Below are 19,290 nucleotides of genomic sequence, written 5' to 3'. Positions count from 1 at the left end.
AGCCTATACCTAACTATTGGTTATTAAATAATATACATTCATAAGTAATATTTGTTAAAATCAGGCGTTCATATTTTTTTAGTCTCATTAGTACGTTCAGATGTTATATTTATACCTACATTTGTTTTACCAATTAAGAGGGTTGCAACCATGGCATATGCGTCTAAGATAAATAATGCTGCCAAACTGCTTATCAGTACTGCGTGTATGTTAATGCTATCAATGAATGCCAGTCAGGCGATTCAGGTTTATAAATCTATTGGTGCGCACGGTGAAGTCAAATATAGTCAACATGCCCCGCAAAATGGTAAAAATGTTGAGCTCATCGAGTTCCGCAGTGATGGCAGACAAAACAATGCTGGACAGATGGCAGGCAAAACAGAGGCCAATCAAGGAAGCAATACTCAAAGCGCTGAAGAACAACGCGTGGCACAGCTAGAAGCACGGATTAAAGAACAGGATGCGCAAGCCAATGCCCAGCGTTGCCAGTCGCTACGAAACAATTTGACCAACCTAAACGTTGGCGGTCGCATTTATGAAATGGACGCCAATGGCAAACGTCAGTATTTGGATGGCCGTGAAATCGAGCTGAAACGTGAGCGTGTGCAACAAGCCATTAATCAATATTGCAACAACCCTTCTACCTAACTGTTAGGCAAGAACTCCCAACTGCATCACATGACGAATGGCTGCTGGCATATCTTGAGCCTGTAGCCCTCGTTGTCCTACCAATAGCGTACGCTTGTCATGATGACTTGTTTGGTTTACCAGCATATCTCCGGCTAGACCGTGAATGACCACTGCTTGATGCAAGCTGCGCGTCTCTGCTTCTAAATCTTGTTGCGCCAGTAGACCAGCGGTAACCCCAGACAACACATCACCCATGCCAGCGGTCGCCATACCTGCATTACCAACACCGCAAACATAAACACTTTTCCTTCCTGAGCGTTGCTCTAGTACCAAAGAACCTGCGCCTTTTAACACCCAATCGCCGCCGTAAGTCTCAGCACATTCCTTGATAGCAGCCAATCTATCGCTTTCTACCTCACTTATTTTTTTATTCAGTAAATTTGCCGCTTCACCACTGTGCGGTGTCAAGCAAACCTGATGATCCTTGCTGTATTCGCGTAACTCAGAGAGCAGATTATGATCATCTGTCTGTAATGATGCCAAATGATAAAGACCGTCAGCATCGATAACCATTGGTTTTTGATTGGCCATAGCAGCTTCCACATAGCTGATAAATACTGCTCTCGCTTTTTCATCACGCCCCAACCCCATACCGATAGCAATGATACTGGCAGATTCCATCAAATGTTTGACGCCCTCTACATCATGTAAGTCGATGGTCATGGCATCTGGTAGTGACGTCAAAAGTGCACCATGAAAAGCTTCGTGACAAGCAACGGTAATTTTTCCAGTGCCTGTTGCCATGGCGCTAGAAGCTGACAATATCGCTGCGCCGCCCATACCTTGTGAACCATTGACACGATTGCCCCCGATGACCAAAACATGACCGTAACTACCTTTGTAACTATTTTGGCGACGAGTATTAAAACGATGCGCGGCCGTTAGCAGCATCGCAGCAGGGGCAAGCTTATTCATACCTTGAGACTGACGACTGTGTCGATCAGATACGGTCTCATAAGGTATCAGCGGTATATCCAGTACTTCTCCACTATAATCAGCCCCATCCTTGGTGTGTAAACCAAATTTTCTAGCAATCAGGCATAAGGTCACATCTGCCTGTATGGCGATTCGATCAAATACTTCGCCAGTGGACGCCACCAATCCACTTGGAATATCCACTGCTACAGCCAACGCATGCGTTTGTTGCACCAACTGATTAAAGGTATCAATGGCTTGCTGATAAATACCTTCAGGTGCACGATCTAATCCGATGCCAAATAAGGCATCAATATAAATATCTGATTGCAACTCTATATTTCTGGCCGCACTCTGCTCGTCAAAGCGCTGATAATCACAGCCAGCCGATACCGCTATTTTTAATGCTTTTACCGCATCGGTTAGTACGTTTGATGCATCAGAAACGTCGGTCTCATCACTTATCTCAAAATCACAATCCTCAAAACCGACTGTTATCACTTGTACGCGCCAGCCTACCTGTTGCAAATAATAAGCAATAAGCCAACCATCACCGCCATTGTTGCCCCTCCCAACCCAAACAGTAGCTCGGCGCTCTCGAGTCTCGATATAAGTACCTTGATTATTATCTGACTCGTCAGCATGCAAATACTTTTTTGCATAAAGCTGTTCGATCTGTTGCGACATTTGCCAAGCTGCTTGTTTCATCAATCCAAAACTGTCATAACCTTGGCCAAACCATGCTTGCTCCATCGCATAAACTTGCTCACTACTATAAAGTGCTACAGGTATGTTCGTTTTTTTGTTTAGTAAGTTAGAAGATTTTGGCATGACTTGTCCTCGATTATTTTTATAGACGTATTTTTTAGTAATGTAAGTATTCTTATTTCTCAATGGCATTAGCTTAGCAAATCTAATTCTGCCGTGTGTATTAATATGAATGTGCGTTTATTTGGCTTTTATACTTGCGCTCGTCGCTCACTGGATTATCATAGCGGTATTCACATTACTGCCTATTGCCCTACATGAATCACTCATCTAAACCGAACTTATCAGATACTGCCCTTAAACAGGTATCAGCTAATAGCTCCATCCCTAAAAAGAAGATTGCCGTGAGCAATACGCCAGCGTTTGTCACTACTACGGATGTCAAACACTGGATTAAGACTCAAGCTCAGGCGCTGGGATTCGCTGACTGCGGTTTCTTATCGGTTCATCACCCTCTATTTGCTCAGCAAATCTTGCAATTGCAGCAATGGTTAGAAAAAGGCTATGAAGGTCAGTTGCAATTCATGCATAACAATCATCATCTGCGCGCAAATCCTGACCAATTGGTAGAAGGAGCAAAGACCATCATCAGTGTGCGTATGGACTATCTGACCCAAACGCCAAAATCTCGCACGGTCAGTGATAATGACCATCCTAATCAGGGTATTATTGCACGGTATGCTAGAGGGCGGGATTACCATAAAACCATGCGCAGTCGTTTAAAGCAGCTCGCATTGAATATCGAAACCATGCTTCCTGAATGGCAACACCTCAATATTGGCTCAGACCAAGATTTTATTTTTAGACCCTTTAGTGATTCGGCGCCTATTTTCGAGCGTCCTATCGCAGAAGCAGCAGGGCTTGGCTGGACAGGAAAGCATACCTTATTGCTCAACAAGCAAGCAGGTTCATTTTTTGTGCTGGGCGAGTTGTTTGTCAGTCTTGAATTGCCCGATGACCAACCTGTTAAGGCCCACTGTGGGAGTTGTAGTGCTTGCATCGACATCTGCCCTACCCAAGCCATCGTCGCACCCTATGAGCTTAATGCTTCTGCCTGTATCTCATATCTCACTATCGAACATGACGGTATCATTGATCACAAATACCGCCGTGCCATTGGCAATCGTATTTTCGGTTGTGATGATTGCCAGCTTATTTGCCCATGGAATCGTTACGCCAACCTCACGCCTGTAGATGACTTTGCACCGCGACATAATCTTGATAACAGCAGTTTATTGGAATTATGGCAATGGCAAGAAGCTGACTTTATGAAAAAGACTGAAGGTAGTCCACTCAGACGTACAGGCTATGTCAATTTTTTACGTAATATTGCGGTTGGGCTTGGTAATGCGAATGGTAGCGAAGCCGTCATCACACATTTGCAATCGAAACTCGGCAAACATAATGATGTCCTTGATGAACACATAACATGGGCAATCAATGAACAGTATGAAAAACTAAACGCCGCTCAATGATGAGTTTTGTACCGCCATACATTAATTTGTCCTTAATCCATTGTAAATAATACAAGTAATAGACCAAAAAACGCCTCTTAAAAAGAGGCGTTTTTCAAATATCAAGTTTCAAATCGTACTCGATACAATAATTGTATCTCTATTACGGCTTAGGGATACGTAGTACTTGACCTGGATAAATTTTGTCTGGATCAGATAACATTGGTTTATTGGCTTCAAAAATCTTCATATAGTCCGATGTTGAACCATATACATCTTTTGCGATTTTAGACAAACTATCACCAGATTTTACGGTATACATAGTAGACTCAGGGGCATCTTCTTCAATATCGATGCTGTCGATAACTTTAGCAACATTTTGCACGTTACCAATAGCAATAATCGCTTTCTCACGATCCGCTTGCGTCTTCGCTTTACCGCTGATTTCTGCTGTATCTGTAGTACCGTTATATTTTATTTGTAGGTCGCTAATGTTTAAATTTTGCTGTTGAATGCGGCGAAGTAAAAGGTTTGCTACTGACTGTGCTGAAGGCTCGTTGCTGGCAGCAGATGTGCTGGTAGTTTTTGCGGCAGGCGTGGCTGCTGCTTTTGTTTCTGTTTTAGCATCATGCTTGGCATCGTCTCGGTTGAATATCTTTTCACCAATGTCTTTTGCAAAACTGAATACACCCATCTTATTGCTCCTTAAAATATCATTATTATTTATTCGTGTTTATTATGTTGATAGTAATGCTTTATAAGCATGAAAATAAAGTACCATCAAAATACTATAATCGTATTTGCTTTCTGTTCACCATTTTGAGTATAAGCAAAGGCAGCTCAGGATGATAGTAATAGAATGTTGAGTAATGTTGATTTGGCGTAGCTTATGTTAAAGCAGTTATACATTCGAAACAGATAAGTTACGTAGGGAAAACCTGAACATAAAAAAACCGCTTACCTAAAAGATAAGCGGCCATATAAAACTTGCTGAGCTAATTACTGATTATAGCTGAGCCTGTACATAATCAATTGCTTTTTGTACAGTTGTCAATTCTGCTGAATCTTCATCAGGAATAGTGATACCAAAATCACTCTCAAATGACATAACCAATTCAACTAGATCTAGTGAATCAGCGCCTAGGTCTTCCATGAATGAAGCATCGTTGCTGATATCTTCAACATTCATACCTAGTTGCTCGGCTACTGCTGCTTTAACTCTTAACTCTGTATCATTACTCATGTAGATTTCTCCTTTTTGATCTATTATTTTTACAAACGGTTCATAGTCCTATCATTAGGTTCTATGACATTGTATACAAAATGATATTTTTAAATTAGTAGGTCGTTTAAGTGATTTATTACCAGTTATACGATTTGACTAATGTCTGATAAAGCCTTGCTATAATACAGGACTTCGATATAAAAGTGTCCGTCATTATAGCACTCTTTATTAGAGTTTACACTCGTTCACACAGTTTTTTATTATCGGTATGTAACACTTATTTCTGACTTACATATACATGCCACCGTTCACAGGAATGACAGCACCTGTGATATAACTGGCTTCATCGCTTGCTAAAAAATATACTGCTGCAGCGATATCTTCTGGCTGACCAAGACGGCTAATAGGCACTGCATCCAACATAGAGTTTAGTAAGCGCTCATCAAGCTCATCAGTCATATCAGTTTCAATCAAACCTGGTGCTACACAGTTGATAGTGACTTGTCTTGAACCAATCTCACGTGCCAAAGTACGGCTAAAACCTTCAACTCCAGCTTTGGTTGCTGCATAGTTAGACTGACCAGCATTACCCATCTGCGCGACGACAGAAGTAATATTGATAATACGTCCACGGCGTGCTTTCATCATGCCACGCACCGCACGTTTGCTCATACGATAAATAGAGGTCAAATTGGTATCAATCACATTGCTCCAATCTTCATCTTTCATACGCATTAACAAGCCATCTTGAGTGATACCTGCATTGTTTACCAATACTTGTACTGCACCATAAACACTTTCAATTTCTTCAAACAACTTATCAATCTGCGCACTGTCTCGCACGTCTAAGACACGACCAATGCCACCAGTATCATGAAGATAATCATTGATAAGTTCAGCCCCTTTTTCACTAGTCGCTGTTCCAATAACAAAATGACCTTCTTTAGCAAAACGTTTAGCGACGGCTTTACCAATACCGCGACTGGCACCAGTGACTAATGTAATTGTACGACTCATGATAATATCTCCATTAATTTATCAATACGGGCAGGCTTGTCAGTAGGATAGCTGGTGATTGGTTGTGCTTGACGCTTGGCTAGGTTGCTCAATACGTTGCCACTACCACATTCGATTAAAACATTGATTTGTTTGTCCGTAAGCTCTTGCATGGTTTTTGACCATAGTACAGGTTGACTCAACTGTTCTGTCAATGCCTGTTTAATGCCTATGGCATTATTTTCGATACGCGCGTAGCGATTCTGAATAACAGGAATAGTGGCTTGGTCAAATTTAATACCGGCCAATATCTCAGCCAAAGCGCTGCTGGCTGGCTCCATCAGTGCACAATGCGATGGTACACTTACCTTCAAAGGAATGGCTTTCTTACCAGTGTTTTGTACCTTGTCGATCACAGCGTTAACGCCTACTGCATTACCCGAGATGACTACCTGACCTGGGCTATTAAAGTTTGCAGCACCAACCACGGCATCCTCGACATGCTCAGTCGCTTGCTCACATAGATTTTCAACCCGATTGTCTTCTAAGCCCAATACGGCTGCCATAGCCGTATCAATACCGACAACCGCTTCTTGCATCAACTGACCGCGCTTATGCACCAAAGTAACTGCATCTGCCAATGAGATGACGTCAGCTGCACACAAGGCACTATACTCACCCAAAGAATGCCCAGCTAAATAAGAAGGTTTGGTGGCTATTTTCTGTTTCAAGATACGCCAGATTGCTATACTAGCAGTCAATAAAGCAGGTTGGGTATATTGAGTCTGATTGAGCTTTTCTTCATCCTGACAAATAGCCCATAAATCTTCGCCAAGCGCTTCACTCGCCTCAGCAAAAGTATCACGAATCTCTGGATAAATTTCAGCGAGCTCGTTGGTCATTCCAACGACTTGTGAGCCTTGCCCAGGAAAAACTACCGCAATACGTGTGGGTTGCTTTTTTACCATATCAGGTACAGAAGCCATAACCAATATTCCTTATTTAATTGGAAACATCCCTAAAACAATGGGGTCGTTATATGATTAGATACTATATCAAGCCAGTATTTTCTTTACTTATCCAAAGAATCAACTATTAGCAAACTATACACTGACACACAGTATTATCCTAATGAATCAGCCTTTGAGACAAACCATAAAAAATATAACACGCCTTATAAAAGCCATCTTATCCATTCATTCATAATAGTCGCTAAAGGCGGCTAAAGATTCAAGACTTTGAAATGCCGATAATAAAAAATGTATAGCAAAAAGCCAAGTTATCCAGCCACATAATATATGATAGCGAAATAACTTGGCTCTTTTAACTTATAGCATACTACTTGATAATAATTGCAAAAAGACAATGACAATCACCAGTATCATCACAACTTTTATATTATCTATTGTGTAGCCAAGGACTTAAGCGTCTTGGCTTACTTTGAATAACTGACGACCACGGTAAAAACCATCTTTAGTCATGTGATGACGACGATGCTTTTCACCAGTAGTAGCATCTACGCTTAGCTCAGCCACTTCCATACGATGGTGTGAACGGCGCATGTCACGACGAGAACGGCTTTTACGACTTTTTTGAACAGCCATGATATAGCTCCTATACTTAAAAGGGATAAGCTTGAAAATTCAGCTTCAGTTGATACTGACAGAGATTATATAATCACAACAATCTAAGTCTTAAGCATCATTAATTAAATAGATTGCCACCTACATAAAAGTACTGACTACGTCTAAAATCTATAGAATTTGCCTAGTCAGTGTCTATTAGCAAGTAACTTGTTGCTAGAATGCAATAAACCGGACATTATACGCATGTTTATTAGATTAATAAAGCCCTGCTTTTCACTCTTCTGCACAAAGTCGCAAAAAGTGATGATAACATTACTGCTAACATATTAAGATTATCATAGCTTACCTTTGAGTGATGCCAACGCAGCAAAAGGATTTTCTGTTTCTTCCTCTTCTGGAATGTCACCAAATTGCTCAACCGTCATTTCGCAATCATCATGCTTTGGCGCCATTGGAATCTTTAATAAAATCTCATCTTCTACCAGCTTTTTGAATGGCAATAATGTCTCTGGCGATTGTTCAGTAATGACTTCATCAAGTATCAGGTAGTCCTGTTCTTCATTTACCAAGCGTACTTGACTGTCATTTTCGAGCAAAGCAATATCATAATCATCCGACAAATCAATATCGATGGGCTGCAAACAACGTTGGCAAGTAAGCCAGACTTGACCATCTAACGTAAACGCCAAGTGTAAAACGTTGTTGCGACGATATAAATTGGCGCTAATCTGAGTGTTTGATTGCTCATGTTCCGTTGTTAACGTAGCGTTTAGGCGTTTAAAAGAATTGGGTGACACTTCTCCTGCCCACTCATATCCACTGTCTGCCCATTTGTCTAAAGAAATATGCTCAGGCATGCTGGCAGAGACAGGCGCTTTTTTATTATCAGATTGAAGGGCTGACGATTTACTTTCTGGAGTGCTTGACATGCGAGGCCTCATTCATCAAAACGGTGTATAATATTGCCTGCCATACTAAAGGAAAGCGGTAAGCGGCGCTAGCGCTAGTATGTTAAATTTTTTTTATCTGATTTATATTGTTTTACTATTTTCCCTCTTATTTTCATTTGGTTATCGTTTTATTTATGAGCTCATGTAACACTAAACCTGACTTCTCTGATCTGCTGTCTTATATCGAAGACAAAGCGTTACTACAACACTTAATCGACCTGACAGACCCTATCGTGAGTTTTCGATATGAAAAACATGAGAATAAAGAATACTTAAACAAGTGGAAAAAAGAATGGCAAAAAATTTATGTTAACAAGGCAGTTGATGGCGAACAAGTCGCAACAGATTGGCTGATTCAACTGTTTAATACCTTATTTGCACACCAGCAAGTAATACTGGTTCGCAGCTCAGGAGAACCTGAGTATTTTCCTGCCCATGGAAACCAACCAGCCAGAATCGAATTTGCTCATGGCTTTTTTGCTAGCGCATTACACGAAATCAGCCACTGGTGTATGGCTGGAAGAACTCGTAGGACGCTGAGTGACTTTGGTTATTGGTACGCACCAGACGGACGCTCAGCGGCTCAGCAACAGGCATTCGAGCATGTAGAGATTAAGCCTCAAGCATTAGAATGCTTGTTTACGCTCGCCTGTAAAAACTCCTTTCAAGTCTCACAAGACAATTTGTTTGCAACGTTTGATACCAGTGGCAGCACTTTCGCCAACGATGTCTATATGCAAGTCATAGAGTATATTGAAAAACCGCATACCCTACCACGTGATGCCAAAGTGTTATTACGCACTTTTCTTAGTGTTTGTACTTAATCCTGATCTGTATGATTTATTGATTATAATAGATCACTCTTTATCAATTTTTCGTTAACGATTTTCTACGGACGGTAACGCCTTACCAATAAACTTCCGTCTACATCAGACTATACTTATCTATGCAGCAGATTTTAAAGCGCTCGGATCTTATAAAACATACTATCTGTATTTTTTTTCATTCAGCAAATGCATTGTTCATCTGAAAATATTAAAGAATAATATCTTTGTCTAACTAATAACTATAAATAAGGAGTTACCATGCAAGTACTTTATATCCACCCAGAAAACCCGCAGCCTCGTCTTATAGAGCAAGCTGCTGACTTACTACGTAAAGATCAATTGATCATTTATCCTACTGATACGAGCTATGCTTTTGGCTGTCGTTTGGGAGCAAAAGATGCCCTAGAAAAGCTCAAACAAATTCGTGAGCTTGACGACAAGCATCAATTTACCCTCCTATGTCGAGACTTAAGTGAAATTGCGAACTATGCAACCGTAGATAATGTACAATTTAAACAGCTTAAGGCTCATACACCAGCGCCTATCACCTTCATTTTGAATGCCACAAAAGATGTACCAAAAAAACTGGCGCATGCCAAGAAAAAAACCATTGGTATTAGAGTACCTAGCAATCCTATTGCTCAAGCACTCTTGGAAGCTATGGACGAACCAATCTTGACCAGCTCCTTAATACTACCTAATAGAGATGAGATACTTGATGATCCGTTTGAGATCGAAGATCTTTTGGGGAATCAGATAGATGGTTTGATCAATGCTGGTGTCAAAACCACCAAACTAACCACAATCGTAGATATGACTAGTGGTCAACCTGAAGTCATCAGACAAGGGGCTGCTGACGTGGAATCGTTATTGTTGTAACCAATGAACCACAGTATTAAATCACAGACCAAAAAAAGCTCCAATTAAATTGGAGCTTTTTTATAACTTATACTATTAATGTAAAACTAGTCACGATCGACCAATTCTACATAAGCCATTGGCGCGTTGTCACCGTCACGGTAACCACATTTTACGATACGCAAATAACCACCTGGACGCGTCTGGTAACGAGGACCTAACGTGCCAAATAATTTGCCTACCATAGCTTTGCTACGCATACGGCTGAATGCTAAACGACGGTTAGCAACGCTGTCTTCTTTAGCCATAGTGATTAATGGCTCGGCAACGCGACGCAGTTCTTTAGCTTTTGGTAAAGTTGTTTTGATCAGTTCATGCTCAAATAATGAGTTAGTCATGTTCTGAAACATTGCCTTACGATGACTGCCGGTACGACCCAGCTTGACTCCACTCTTACGATGGCGCATAGTCAAAAATCCTTAAAGTTTAACGGCTACGATAAGAAAAGCGATCATCAACACGTAAATCAGCTGGTGGCCAGTTATCTAGGCGCATACCGAGCTCTAAATCTTTAGACGCTAAAACGTCTTTGATTTCCGTTAATGACTTCTTACCAAGATTTGGGGTTTTTAATAGTTCAGTCTCTGAACGTTGTACCAAATCACCGATATAGTAAATGTTTTCAGCTTTCAAGCAGTTGGCTGAGCGAACCGTTAGTTCAAGATCGTCCACAGGGCGTAATAGCACCGGATCAACCTCTTCTTTTTCTTTCACAGGCTCAGGCGCTTCTTCAGCTTCTAGGTCAACAAAGATAGAAATCTGTTGTTGTAAAATAGTGGCTGCTTTACGAATTGCTTCTTCTGGATCTATAGTGCCATTAGTTTCAAGCTCAACGATAAGACGATCAAGATCAGTACGCTGCTCAACGCGAGCGTTCTCAACTTGATAAGCAACACGAAGCACAGGACTAAAACTTGCATCAAGTTTCAAACGTCCAATAGCTTTGGTATCGCCATCTTCACGGCGCTGGTTTGCTGGCTCATATCCACGACCCATTACTACACGCAAACGCATCTTAAGATGACCACGATCGCTCAATGTACCCAATACCAATTCTGGATTGATAATGTCTACATTATGCGGTAACGCGATATCTGCAGCAGTAATAGTGCCTGGACCTTGTTTATCCAAGGTCAAGAATACTTCATTTTGGTCATGAAGTGTGATTGCCAAGCCTTTTAGGTTCAAAAGCAAGTCAAGTACATCTTCTTGTAGCCCTTCAAGCGTTGAGTATTCATGGTCAACACCATCAATCTCAGCTTCAATGACTGCAGCACCAGGTAATGAAGATAACAAGATGCGGCGTAAAGCATTACCTAGGGTATGCCCAAAGCCGCGTTCTAACGGTTCGAGCGTGACTTTCGCAATCGTTTCGTTAACCGTGTCCACATTAATGGCATTAGGCGTTAGAAACTCAGTTGCATTTAGCATCATGATGTCACCTCGATTTATTAAACTGGTTTAATTAACGTTAATTGCTCAATGCCATTTTCATAACATTGAGCATCACGTTATTACTTAGAGTATAGCTCAACGATCAAGCTTTCGTTGATTTCAGCAGGTAGATCAATACGATCAGGTGCTTTCTTAAAAGTACCTTGTAGTTTGCTGTGATCAACATCAAGCCATTCTGGAATACCACGTTGGGTCGCTAGTTCGATAGCGTTTTTAATACGTAGCTGTTCGCGAGACTTCTCTTGGATAGCGATGACATCACCATCTTGAAGCTGAATTGATGGAATGTTCACACGAACAAACTCATCACGACCAGCTTTCTTTACCATAACAGTGCGATGACTGACTAGCTGACGTGCTTCAGCGCGAGTTGAGCCAAAGCCCATGCGATACACCACGTTGTCTAGACGGCTCTCAAGCATTGCTAGTAGGTTTTCACCAGTAGCGCCACGCTTACGAGCAGCTTCTTTATAGTAATTAGCGAACTGACGCTCCAATACACCATAGATACGCTTAACTTTCTGCTTTTCACGCAGCTGTAAAGCATATTCTGAAGTCTTGTTACGGCTTACACCGTGTTGACCTGGTGGACGACCAGCTTTTTTCGTTTTTACGTCGTATGGTTTAACGCCAGACTTAAGACCTAAGTCAGTGCCTTCACGACGTGATAATTTTAGTTTTGGTCCAATATAACGGGCCATTGTTATGTCTCCTATAAGCTTTTGGGATAAAAAGCTTCGTCTTTAATATTAGACGCGGCGCTTTTTCGGCGCACGGCAACCATTGTGTGGGATTGGGGTTACATCAGAGATGCTGTTAACTTTATAACCCAATGCACCTAGTGCTCTTACCGCAGACTCACGACCCGGTCCTGGTCCTTTGACCAAAACGTCGATATTCTTAACACCATATTCTTGAGCCGCTTTACCAGCGACTTCAGCTGCAACCTGAGCTGCAAATGGTGTAGATTTACGTGAACCACGGAAGCCTTGTCCACCTGAAGTGGCCCAAGCCAATGCATTACCTTGACGATCGGTAATCGTAACAATGGTGTTATTAAAAGACGCATGGATATGGGCGATGCCCTCCGATACTGAACGACGAGTCACCTTTTTGCGACTGCGAGTGTCTTTTGCCATCTTTTAGCTTCCTAAGTTAATTATCTTTTGAGAGGACGTGTCGGACCCTTACGAGTACGAGCGTTGTTCTTGGTGTTCTGACCTCTAACTGGTAGGTTACGACGATGGCGGATGCCACGGTAACAACCAAGATCAACTAAACGCTTAATATTCATTGAAACTTCACGACGAAGGTCACCCTCAGTCATGTAATTTGCAACTTGTGCACGGATAGCATCTAACTGTGTATCATCTAACTGACTGACTTTAGTAGTAGGGGCAATGCCAACTGCTTCTAAGATTTTCTGAGCAGTGGTACGACCTACACCAAAGATGTAAGTTAGTGAAATAACAGCATGCTTATTATCCGGGATGTTTACGCCGGCAATACGAGCCATTGATTTCTCTCCATTAAAGAAAAATAAGCGTTATTTATCAATAAGGCATTATTCTTCAGATTTGTTGCTGTTAATACTAGATTTTTTATAATGATAGTCGCTCTTTTAACTTAATTAAAAGCCTATCGATTGAAAACATTATAAAACATTCTGCATAAACACGGCAAGTGGCGGATAATATCCTATCCGCCGTTATTTTTCAAGTATTAATTTATCCGGTAACAAAAGTTAAAAAACTTATGCTATCAAATATTAACCTTGACGTTGCTTGTGGCGCGGTTCTGCTGTACAAATAATATGTACACGGCCTTTACGGCGCACAACTTTACAGCTACCACAAATCTTCTTAACTGATGCTTGAACTTTCATAGCATACTCCTTGAAATATCGTACCGCTCATTAAGATTGAGTGGGCGATTGAATTAACGTCTGATCATGATATTGATGGGTCATCAAATGCGCTTGGATCTGCGAAATGAAATCCATTACCACAACCACCATAATCAGTAAAGACGTACCACCAAGTTGGAACGGTACACCAAACGATGACTGGACGACCATTGGCATTAAACAAATAACCGTCATATACATCGCGCCAATAAAGGTCAGTCGGTTTAATACATGATCGAGATAACGCTGAGTTTGTTGGCCTGGGCGAATACCTGGAATATACGCACCACTACGTTTAAGGTTCTCCGCTACTTCACGTGGACTAAATACTAGTGCCGTATAGAAATAACAGAAGAAAATAATCATCGCACCGAACAAGACTAAATATAGCGGTTGTCCTGGAGACAATACCAATGCCATATTTTGTAATATTTTTTGAGTGAAAGTAGGATCAGTTGATTGACCAACCCATTGCCCTAAACTTGCTGGAAACAATAACAACGAACTTGCAAAAATAGCTGGAATAACCCCTGCCATATTAAGCTTCAACGGCAAATGTGACTGCTGCTGAGCATAAATCTTGCGACCTTGTTGTTGCTTTTGTGCATAGTTTACGGGAACACGGCGCTGAGCACGTTCAATATAAACAATCCCAGCGGTAACCGCGATGCCTAATAACACAAAAATAAATAGTACAATTAGGTTCATTTGACCCTGATTGACTTGTTCAATAGATTGCGAAATCATACCTGGTGTACCAGCCACAATACTCGCAAAAATGAGCATCGAAATACCATTACCAACGCCGCGTTCTGTAATTTGCTCACCGAGCCACATTAAGAACATTGCGCCTGCTACTAAAGACGTAACTGCTGGAATATAGAAAGTAAGACCAGATGATAAGGTAAGATTTTGACTGATTAAACCAGCACACATCCCTAACGATTGTACCAGCGCCAAACCAAGTGTCCCTTGACGGGTATACTTATTTAGCTTACGTCGTCCCGCTTCACCTTCTTTTTTGAGGGCTTCAAGCGATGGCAATACCGCAGACATCATCTGTACTATAATTGATGCTGAAATATATGGCATGATACCAAGTGCCATGATAGACATACGCTCTAGCGCACCACCTGAGAACATGTTAAACATACTCAAAATGGTATTTTCGTTGCGCGAAAACAGATCTGCTAGATTGACTGGGTTAATACCTGGTACAGGAATATGTGACCCTAAACGATAAACAATCAATGCGCCGATTAAGAATAATAAGCGCGTCCATAACTCATCATACTTACGTATGAAAGCAAACGGATTAAGCGGTATACCAGTCGATGACATTGATTGTTTTGACACGTTACTACTCCTCGATGCTACCACCAGCAGCTTCGATTGCTTGCTTAGCGCCTTTAGTTACTTTGATACCTTTGAAAGTATAAGCTTTAGTAACTTCGCCTGACAACATAACACGTGCACGCTTCATATCGTGACGGATTAAGTTAGCAGCTTTAAGTGTCTCAATGCTAACTACATCGCCTTCAATTTTGTTCAATTCAGACAAACGTACTTCAGCCGTCTTCATTGCTAATTTACTGGTAAAACCAAATTTTGGTAGACGACGATATAAAGGCATCTGACCACCTTCAAATCCTGAGCGAATGCTAGAACCTGAACGAGATTTCTGACCTTTTACACCACGACCACCAGTCTTACCAAGACCTGAACCGATACCACGACCACGACGTTGGGCAGTTTTCTTTGCGCCAACACCTGGTGATAATTCATTTAATCTAAGTCCCATTACGCTTCCTCCACTTTTACCATGTAGTTGACGCGATTGACCATACCACGGGTTGAAGGAGTATCTTCTACTTCAACAGTATGATTAATACGGCGTAAACCCAATCCTTTCAAGCTCGCTTTGTGGCTCTTTAGGCGATGGGCACCCGATTTAAATTGAGTGACTTTCATTTTTTTCATCGTAACTCACCTAGTCTAAGTTAACCCAAGATTTCGTCTACAGATTTACCACGTTTAGCTGCCATCTTCTCTGGAGTTGACATATCACGTAAACCGTTAAACGTTGCGCGAACAACGTTAGCAGTATTGGTAGAACCATAACATTTAGTCAAAACATCTTTGACACCAGCAACTTCTAATACAGCACGCATTGCGCCACCAGCGATTACGCCAGTACCTTCAGATGCAGGTTGCATGTAGATTTTACTTGCACCATGACGTGCTTTGATTGGATGATACAAAGTTGCATCATTAAGATCAACAGTGATCATATTGCGTTTAGCAGCTTCTAATGCTTTTTGAATAGCAGCTGGCACTTCACGTGCTTTACCGCGACCAAAACCAACACGGCCATTGCCATCGCCCACTACGGTCAACGCAGTGAAAGAGAAAATACGACCACCTTTTACAACCTTTGCAACGCGATCAACAGTAACCAAGCGTTCAACTAAGCCGTCAGTTTGTTCGTTCTTATCATTTTTATCATTTCTAGCCATGATTAAAACTCCAATCCATTTTCGCGAGCAGCTTCCGCTAAAGCTTTCACTCGACCATGATATTTAAAACCACTACGGTCAAAGGCAACTTTAGTAATACCAGCTGCTTTTGCACGTTCTGCGATCAATTGACCCACAGACGTTGCGGCATCAGTATTGCCTGTCGCGCCTGAACGCAAACTGCCGTCCAAGGTAGATGCCTGAGCAATCACTTCACCACCGTTCGGAGAGATAATCTGGGCATAAATATGTTTCGGCGTGCGATTAACCGTTAAGCGATGAGCGCCTAAGACACGGATATGCGCGCGGGTTTTCTTAGCTCGACGCAGACGAGCTGCTTTTTTATCAAACATTTCAACTCACCTTATTTTTTCTTAGCTTCTTTGCGAATCACATGTTCATCACTGTAACGAATACCTTTACCTTTATAAGGCTCAGGTGGACGGAAACCGCGAATATTAGCCGCTGCTTGACCAAGCTGCTGTTTATTGTTTGATTTTAAAACAATTTCAGTTTGCGTTGGGGTTTCAGCTGACACACCTTCAGGCAACGTATACTCTACTGGATGAGAGTAACCAACGTTCAAAGTTACTTTATTACCAGCAACTTGAGCGCGATAACCAACACCAATTAACTGAAGACGTCTTTCAAAGCCTTCGTTTACGCCTGTAACATAGTTGTTAAGCAGAGCGCGCATGGTGCCAGTGTGCATCATAGCTTCTTTTGAATCGACTGTAGGTGAGAAAATGATAGCATCATCTTCCTGTTTCAGCTCGACCAATTCATGCAGGCGTAAAGACAAATTGCCGTTCTTGCCTTTAACTTCGACCTGCCGATCGTTCAAAGTAACGCTTACACCACTTGGTAGCGTCACTGGGGCTTTAGCCACACGAGACATAGGAATATTCCTTAAAAAATTTAACTTCTTTATATTAGCGAAAAAACTAACAGGCTAAAAAGCGTGTTAGTTTAGCATAGTTGACTGTGTTAGACACCTATCAATTTTAAATAATTTAACATTACTCAATCAATAGAAGTCCAACAATCATCAAATAGACTTTATCGTCGTATAGCTTACGCTACAAATGCGACGATTTCACCACCGATACCAGCAGCGCGTGCAGCACGATCGCTCATGATACCTTGGCTGGTAGATACGATAGCAACACCCATACCTTGCTTAACAGTAGGGATTTCGTCTTTACCGCGGAACTGGCGTAAACCAGGACGACTAAAACGTTGGATAGTTTCGATGACAGCACGGCCTTCGAAGTATTTTAACTCAATAGATAGGGTTGCTTTGTTGTTTTCTTCTTCGGTAACAACAGCGCTTGCCACATAACCTTCGCTAACTAGTAAATCAGCAATTGATTTACGTAATTTAGAGTTCGGCATTGCTACCGATACTTTGTTAGCCATTTGTGCGTTACGAATACGGGTTAGCATATCCCCAACGGTATCTTGCATACTCATATAGTTACTCCTTACCAGCTTGCTTTACGAACACCAGGCACATCGCCTTGCATGACACGCTCACGCAGCATATTGCGTGATAAGCCAAACTTGCGGAAGTAACCATGAGGACGACCGGTGATAGCACAACGATTGCGTAGACGTACTGGTGATGAATTGCGTGGAAGAGCTTGTAGCTCTAGCATCGCTTCCATACGAGTTTCGTCACTTGCATTCATATCACTGATAGTTTCTTTTAGCTTGATACGCTTTTCAGCATACTTAGCAACCATTTTTTCGCGCTTTAATTCGCGGTTAATCATGCTCTTCTTTGCCATAACGTCTTTACCTTATTTAAATGGGAAGCCGAATGCTTTAAGCAACGCACGACCTTCTTCATCAGACTGAGCTGACGTGGTGATCGTCACATCCATACCGCGGATACGATCAATCTTGTCAAAATCTACTTCTGGGAATACGATCTGTTCTTTGATACCCAATGAGTAGTTGCCACGTCCGTCAAAGGCTTTAGGTGAAAAACCACGGAAATCACGAATACGAGGAATTGCAATGGCAATGAGACGATCTAAAAATTCGTACATTTGCTCACCGCGTAGCGTTACTTTACAGCCAATTGGCCATTCTTCACGAATTTTAAAGCCAGCAACTGATTTACGTGCTTTGGTGACAACAGGCTTTTGACCAGCAATTGCAGTCATATCAGCCACTGCACCTTCAAGCAATTTCTTGTCTTGAGACGCGCCGCCTACACCCATGTTTAGTGTGATTTTAGTGATTTTAGGCACTTGCATCACGTTTGCAACACCAAGCTCTTCTTTGATTTGCTGCTTTAGTTTATCGTTATATAAAGATTTTAATCTTGCCATTACCATTACACCCTTAGTGTCTTACGCAGTCGCCACTACTTCACCGTTTGAACGATAGACGCGTTGTTTCTTGCCGTCTTCGCCAAACTGATAAGTAATACGATCAGCTTTTTGGGTTTGCGCATTTAAGATTGCGACATTTGAGATATGCAGAAAAGCTTCTTGCTTAAGAATGCCACCTTCAACGCCAGTTGCCTGATTTGGCTTCTGATGCTTAGTGACAATATTAATGCCTTCAACTTTAATACGATCATTTTTTACAGCTTGCACAGTACCTTGTTTGCCTTTATCTTTACCAGCAATCACGATAACTGTATCGCCTTTACGTAATTTTGACATGGATTACCTCACAATACTTCTGGTGCTAGTGATACAATTTTCATAAACTGATCACCACGTAGTTCACGAGTTACCGGTCCAAAAATACGAGTTGCAATAGGTGCTTTATTTTGGTTCAACAATACCGCAGCATTATCGTCAAAACGCAACACAGAACCATCAGGACGACGAACGCCTTTTTTGGTACGAACAACTACAGCATTCATCACGTCGCCTTTCTTAACACGACCACGCGGAATGGCTTCTTTAACCGTTACTTTAATAATGTCGCCAACTGATGCATAACGACGATGAGAACCACCCAGTACTTTAATGCACTGAACTCGCCTTGCACCGCTATTGTCTGCAACTTCCAGCATTGACTCAACCTGAATCATAGCGTTACTCCACACGTATGAGCAATAAA

Annotated in this window: 28 protein-coding genes; 4 read left to right on the top strand and 24 right to left on the bottom strand. The window is 41.6% G+C overall.

The genetic code is table 11. From position 1 onward, the window contains the following. Positions 1–150 precede the first annotated feature (150 nt). Positions 151–648 carry a DUF4124 domain-containing protein gene (locus tag CZ794_RS06140; protein WP_062843956.1) on the top strand — a complete coding sequence of 166 codons (498 nt, stop codon included), beginning with the start codon at positions 151–153 and terminating at the stop codon, positions 646–648. A gap of 3 nt (positions 649–651) precedes the next feature. On the opposite strand, the gene CZ794_RS06135 is transcribed toward CZ794_RS06140, so the two are convergent. Beyond that, positions 652–2,436 carry an NAD(P)H-hydrate dehydratase gene (locus CZ794_RS06135; RefSeq protein ID WP_087040770.1) on the bottom strand — a complete coding sequence of 595 codons (1,785 nt, stop codon included), beginning with the start codon at positions 2,434–2,436 and terminating at the stop codon, positions 652–654. Between the two features lie 194 nt (positions 2,437–2,630). Between CZ794_RS06135 and queG the strand changes: the two genes are divergently transcribed. Next, positions 2,631–3,848: a tRNA epoxyqueuosine(34) reductase QueG gene (gene queG / locus CZ794_RS06130; RefSeq protein ID WP_087040769.1), complete on the top strand. Its 1,218-nt coding sequence runs from the start codon at positions 2,631–2,633 to the stop codon at positions 3,846–3,848. Between the two features lie 142 nt (positions 3,849–3,990). Here queG and lysM read toward each other — a convergent pair whose 3' ends face one another. The 6 genes from lysM to CZ794_RS06100 all read right to left on the bottom strand — a co-directional run bounded on the left by lysM (position 3,991) and on the right by CZ794_RS06100 (position 8,563). Beyond that, positions 3,991–4,521 carry a peptidoglycan-binding protein LysM gene (gene lysM, locus CZ794_RS06125; protein ID WP_087040768.1) on the bottom strand — a complete coding sequence of 177 codons (531 nt, stop codon included), beginning with the start codon at positions 4,519–4,521 and terminating at the stop codon, positions 3,991–3,993. 312 nt (positions 4,522–4,833) lie between these two features. Continuing rightward, positions 4,834–5,070 (bottom strand): acyl carrier protein, encoded by a 237-nt coding sequence (gene acpP, locus CZ794_RS06120; RefSeq protein WP_021813394.1) that lies wholly within the window; start codon positions 5,068–5,070, stop codon positions 4,834–4,836. Positions 5,071–5,340: 270 nt separating this feature from the next. Continuing rightward, complete coding sequence (gene fabG, locus CZ794_RS06115; protein WP_256958894.1) at positions 5,341–6,075, bottom strand: 3-oxoacyl-ACP reductase FabG; 735 nt, start codon at positions 6,073–6,075, stop codon at positions 5,341–5,343. Beyond that, positions 6,066–7,034, bottom strand: coding sequence for an ACP S-malonyltransferase (gene fabD, locus CZ794_RS06110; RefSeq protein WP_087040766.1), 969 nt, complete (start codon positions 7,032–7,034; stop codon positions 6,066–6,068). The genes fabG and fabD overlap by 10 nt, the downstream gene beginning before the upstream one ends. Positions 7,035–7,469: 435 nt before the next feature. Then, on the bottom strand, positions 7,470–7,652 hold the full coding sequence (rpmF, locus tag CZ794_RS06105) for a 50S ribosomal protein L32 (protein ID WP_010196743.1): 183 nt from the start codon (positions 7,650–7,652) through the stop codon (positions 7,470–7,472). Between the two features lie 317 nt (positions 7,653–7,969). Next, positions 7,970–8,563 (bottom strand): DUF177 domain-containing protein, encoded by a 594-nt coding sequence (locus CZ794_RS06100; RefSeq protein WP_087040765.1) that lies wholly within the window; start codon positions 8,561–8,563, stop codon positions 7,970–7,972. Between the two features lie 155 nt (positions 8,564–8,718). On the opposite strand from CZ794_RS06100, the gene CZ794_RS06095 reads away from it, so the two are divergent. Continuing rightward, complete coding sequence (locus tag CZ794_RS06095; RefSeq protein ID WP_087040764.1) at positions 8,719–9,408, top strand: elongation factor P hydroxylase; 690 nt, start codon at positions 8,719–8,721, stop codon at positions 9,406–9,408. Positions 9,409–9,669: 261 nt separating this feature from the next. Next, entirely contained in the window at positions 9,670–10,290 is a 621-nt protein-coding gene (locus CZ794_RS06090) for an L-threonylcarbamoyladenylate synthase (protein ID WP_087040763.1), read from the top strand. A gap of 86 nt (positions 10,291–10,376) precedes the next feature. On the opposite strand, the gene rplQ is transcribed toward CZ794_RS06090, so the two are convergent. The 17 genes from rplQ to rplN form a co-directional block, all read right to left on the bottom strand. After that, positions 10,377–10,736: a 50S ribosomal protein L17 gene (rplQ, locus tag CZ794_RS06085; RefSeq protein ID WP_021813387.1), complete on the bottom strand. Its 360-nt coding sequence runs from the start codon at positions 10,734–10,736 to the stop codon at positions 10,377–10,379. A 19-nt stretch (positions 10,737–10,755) separates the two neighbouring features. Beyond that, complete coding sequence (locus tag CZ794_RS06080; protein ID WP_087040762.1) at positions 10,756–11,763, bottom strand: DNA-directed RNA polymerase subunit alpha; 1,008 nt, start codon at positions 11,761–11,763, stop codon at positions 10,756–10,758. Between the two features lie 80 nt (positions 11,764–11,843). Continuing rightward, positions 11,844–12,485 (bottom strand): 30S ribosomal protein S4, encoded by a 642-nt coding sequence (gene rpsD / locus CZ794_RS06075; protein ID WP_058025563.1) that lies wholly within the window; start codon positions 12,483–12,485, stop codon positions 11,844–11,846. A 48-nt stretch (positions 12,486–12,533) separates the two neighbouring features. Continuing rightward, positions 12,534–12,923 carry a 30S ribosomal protein S11 gene (gene rpsK, locus CZ794_RS06070; RefSeq protein WP_045454458.1) on the bottom strand — a complete coding sequence of 130 codons (390 nt, stop codon included), beginning with the start codon at positions 12,921–12,923 and terminating at the stop codon, positions 12,534–12,536. Between the two features lie 20 nt (positions 12,924–12,943). Next, a complete protein-coding gene (gene rpsM / locus CZ794_RS06065; RefSeq protein ID WP_021813384.1) occupies positions 12,944–13,300 on the bottom strand; it encodes a 30S ribosomal protein S13 in 357 nt (118 codons plus the stop codon). Positions 13,301–13,552: 252 nt separating this feature from the next. Next, complete coding sequence (gene rpmJ, locus CZ794_RS06060; RefSeq protein WP_010196721.1) at positions 13,553–13,669, bottom strand: 50S ribosomal protein L36; 117 nt, start codon at positions 13,667–13,669, stop codon at positions 13,553–13,555. 30 nt (positions 13,670–13,699) lie between these two features. Then, entirely contained in the window at positions 13,700–15,031 is a 1,332-nt protein-coding gene (gene secY, locus CZ794_RS06055) for a preprotein translocase subunit SecY (protein ID WP_179207260.1), read from the bottom strand. Positions 15,032–15,050: 19 nt separating this feature from the next. Beyond that, on the bottom strand, positions 15,051–15,491 hold the full coding sequence (gene rplO / locus CZ794_RS06050) for a 50S ribosomal protein L15 (RefSeq protein WP_062843946.1): 441 nt from the start codon (positions 15,489–15,491) through the stop codon (positions 15,051–15,053). Beyond that, entirely contained in the window at positions 15,491–15,670 is a 180-nt protein-coding gene (gene rpmD / locus CZ794_RS06045; RefSeq protein WP_010196714.1) for a 50S ribosomal protein L30, read from the bottom strand. The genes rplO and rpmD overlap by 1 nt, the downstream gene beginning before the upstream one ends. Positions 15,671–15,690: 20 nt before the next feature. Further along, positions 15,691–16,206 (bottom strand): 30S ribosomal protein S5, encoded by a 516-nt coding sequence (rpsE, locus tag CZ794_RS06040; protein WP_062843945.1) that lies wholly within the window; start codon positions 16,204–16,206, stop codon positions 15,691–15,693. A 2-nt stretch (positions 16,207–16,208) separates the two neighbouring features. Beyond that, positions 16,209–16,559 (bottom strand): 50S ribosomal protein L18, encoded by a 351-nt coding sequence (rplR, locus tag CZ794_RS06035; RefSeq protein ID WP_087040761.1) that lies wholly within the window; start codon positions 16,557–16,559, stop codon positions 16,209–16,211. Positions 16,560–16,570: 11 nt separating this feature from the next. Continuing rightward, the gene (gene rplF / locus CZ794_RS06030) at positions 16,571–17,104 is read right to left on the bottom strand and encodes a 50S ribosomal protein L6 (protein ID WP_062843943.1); all 534 of its coding nucleotides are present in this window, start codon (positions 17,102–17,104) and stop codon (positions 16,571–16,573) included. Positions 17,105–17,280: 176 nt separating this feature from the next. Continuing rightward, positions 17,281–17,679 (bottom strand): 30S ribosomal protein S8, encoded by a 399-nt coding sequence (gene rpsH / locus CZ794_RS06025; RefSeq protein ID WP_087040760.1) that lies wholly within the window; start codon positions 17,677–17,679, stop codon positions 17,281–17,283. Positions 17,680–17,690: 11 nt separating this feature from the next. After that, positions 17,691–17,996: a 30S ribosomal protein S14 gene (gene rpsN / locus CZ794_RS06020; RefSeq protein ID WP_062843941.1), complete on the bottom strand. Its 306-nt coding sequence runs from the start codon at positions 17,994–17,996 to the stop codon at positions 17,691–17,693. Between the two features lie 12 nt (positions 17,997–18,008). Further along, positions 18,009–18,545 carry a 50S ribosomal protein L5 gene (gene rplE / locus CZ794_RS06015; protein ID WP_062843940.1) on the bottom strand — a complete coding sequence of 179 codons (537 nt, stop codon included), beginning with the start codon at positions 18,543–18,545 and terminating at the stop codon, positions 18,009–18,011. Positions 18,546–18,566: 21 nt separating this feature from the next. Beyond that, positions 18,567–18,884 (bottom strand): 50S ribosomal protein L24, encoded by a 318-nt coding sequence (gene rplX / locus CZ794_RS06010; protein ID WP_011279796.1) that lies wholly within the window; start codon positions 18,882–18,884, stop codon positions 18,567–18,569. Positions 18,885–18,892: 8 nt separating this feature from the next. After that, positions 18,893–19,261, bottom strand: a complete 369-nt coding sequence (gene rplN, locus CZ794_RS06005) for a 50S ribosomal protein L14 (RefSeq protein WP_010196702.1) — start codon at positions 19,259–19,261, stop codon at positions 18,893–18,895. Positions 19,262–19,290: the final 29 nt, after the last annotated feature.

The sequence above is a fragment of the Psychrobacter sp. JB385 genome, from assembly GCF_900163785.1.
Taxonomy (GTDB): Bacteria; Pseudomonadota; Gammaproteobacteria; order Pseudomonadales; family Moraxellaceae; genus Psychrobacter.
This window is presented reverse-complemented; position numbering and strand designations above follow the sequence as displayed.

What these genes read in the sequence shown, in the direction of transcription:
- CZ794_RS06140 (WP_062843956.1), top strand. Translation starts at nt 151, where the DNA reads ATGGCATATGCGTCTAAGATAAATAATGCTGCCAAACTGCTTATCAGT.
- CZ794_RS06135 (WP_087040770.1), bottom strand. Translation starts at nt 2,436, where the DNA reads ATGCCAAAATCTTCTAACTTACTAAACAAAAAAACGAACATACCTGTA.
- queG (WP_087040769.1), top strand. Translation starts at nt 2,631, where the DNA reads ATGAATCACTCATCTAAACCGAACTTATCAGATACTGCCCTTAAACAG.
- lysM (WP_087040768.1), bottom strand. Translation starts at nt 4,521, where the DNA reads ATGGGTGTATTCAGTTTTGCAAAAGACATTGGTGAAAAGATATTCAAC.
- acpP (WP_021813394.1), bottom strand. Translation starts at nt 5,070, where the DNA reads ATGAGTAATGATACAGAGTTAAGAGTTAAAGCAGCAGTAGCCGAGCAA.
- fabD (WP_087040766.1), bottom strand. Translation starts at nt 7,034, where the DNA reads ATGGCTTCTGTACCTGATATGGTAAAAAAGCAACCCACACGTATTGCG.
- rpmF (WP_010196743.1), bottom strand. Translation starts at nt 7,652, where the DNA reads ATGGCTGTTCAAAAAAGTCGTAAAAGCCGTTCTCGTCGTGACATGCGC.
- CZ794_RS06100 (WP_087040765.1), bottom strand. Translation starts at nt 8,563, where the DNA reads ATGTCAAGCACTCCAGAAAGTAAATCGTCAGCCCTTCAATCTGATAAT.
- CZ794_RS06095 (WP_087040764.1), top strand. Translation starts at nt 8,719, where the DNA reads ATGAGCTCATGTAACACTAAACCTGACTTCTCTGATCTGCTGTCTTAT.
- CZ794_RS06090 (WP_087040763.1), top strand. Translation starts at nt 9,670, where the DNA reads ATGCAAGTACTTTATATCCACCCAGAAAACCCGCAGCCTCGTCTTATA.
- rplQ (WP_021813387.1), bottom strand. Translation starts at nt 10,736, where the DNA reads ATGCGCCATCGTAAGAGTGGAGTCAAGCTGGGTCGTACCGGCAGTCAT.
- CZ794_RS06080 (WP_087040762.1), bottom strand. Translation starts at nt 11,763, where the DNA reads ATGATGCTAAATGCAACTGAGTTTCTAACGCCTAATGCCATTAATGTG.
- rpsD (WP_058025563.1), bottom strand. Translation starts at nt 12,485, where the DNA reads ATGGCCCGTTATATTGGACCAAAACTAAAATTATCACGTCGTGAAGGC.
- rpsK (WP_045454458.1), bottom strand. Translation starts at nt 12,923, where the DNA reads ATGGCAAAAGACACTCGCAGTCGCAAAAAGGTGACTCGTCGTTCAGTA.
- rpsM (WP_021813384.1), bottom strand. Translation starts at nt 13,300, where the DNA reads ATGGCTCGTATTGCCGGCGTAAACATCCCGGATAATAAGCATGCTGTT.
- rpmJ (WP_010196721.1), bottom strand. Translation starts at nt 13,669, where the DNA reads ATGAAAGTTCAAGCATCAGTTAAGAAGATTTGTGGTAGCTGTAAAGTT.
- secY (WP_179207260.1), bottom strand. Translation starts at nt 15,031, where the DNA reads ATGTCATCGACTGGTATACCGCTTAATCCGTTTGCTTTCATACGTAAG.
- rplO (WP_062843946.1), bottom strand. Translation starts at nt 15,491, where the DNA reads ATGGGACTTAGATTAAATGAATTATCACCAGGTGTTGGCGCAAAGAAA.
- rpmD (WP_010196714.1), bottom strand. Translation starts at nt 15,670, where the DNA reads ATGAAAAAAATGAAAGTCACTCAATTTAAATCGGGTGCCCATCGCCTA.
- rpsE (WP_062843945.1), bottom strand. Translation starts at nt 16,206, where the DNA reads ATGGCTAGAAATGATAAAAATGATAAGAACGAACAAACTGACGGCTTA.
- rplR (WP_087040761.1), bottom strand. Translation starts at nt 16,559, where the DNA reads ATGTTTGATAAAAAAGCAGCTCGTCTGCGTCGAGCTAAGAAAACCCGC.
- rplF (WP_062843943.1), bottom strand. Translation starts at nt 17,104, where the DNA reads ATGTCTCGTGTGGCTAAAGCCCCAGTGACGCTACCAAGTGGTGTAAGC.
- rpsH (WP_087040760.1), bottom strand. Translation starts at nt 17,679, where the DNA reads ATGAGTATGCAAGATACCGTTGGGGATATGCTAACCCGTATTCGTAAC.
- rpsN (WP_062843941.1), bottom strand. Translation starts at nt 17,996, where the DNA reads ATGGCAAAGAAGAGCATGATTAACCGCGAATTAAAGCGCGAAAAAATG.
- rplE (WP_062843940.1), bottom strand. Translation starts at nt 18,545, where the DNA reads ATGGCAAGATTAAAATCTTTATATAACGATAAACTAAAGCAGCAAATC.
- rplX (WP_011279796.1), bottom strand. Translation starts at nt 18,884, where the DNA reads ATGTCAAAATTACGTAAAGGCGATACAGTTATCGTGATTGCTGGTAAA.
- rplN (WP_010196702.1), bottom strand. Translation starts at nt 19,261, where the DNA reads ATGATTCAGGTTGAGTCAATGCTGGAAGTTGCAGACAATAGCGGTGCA.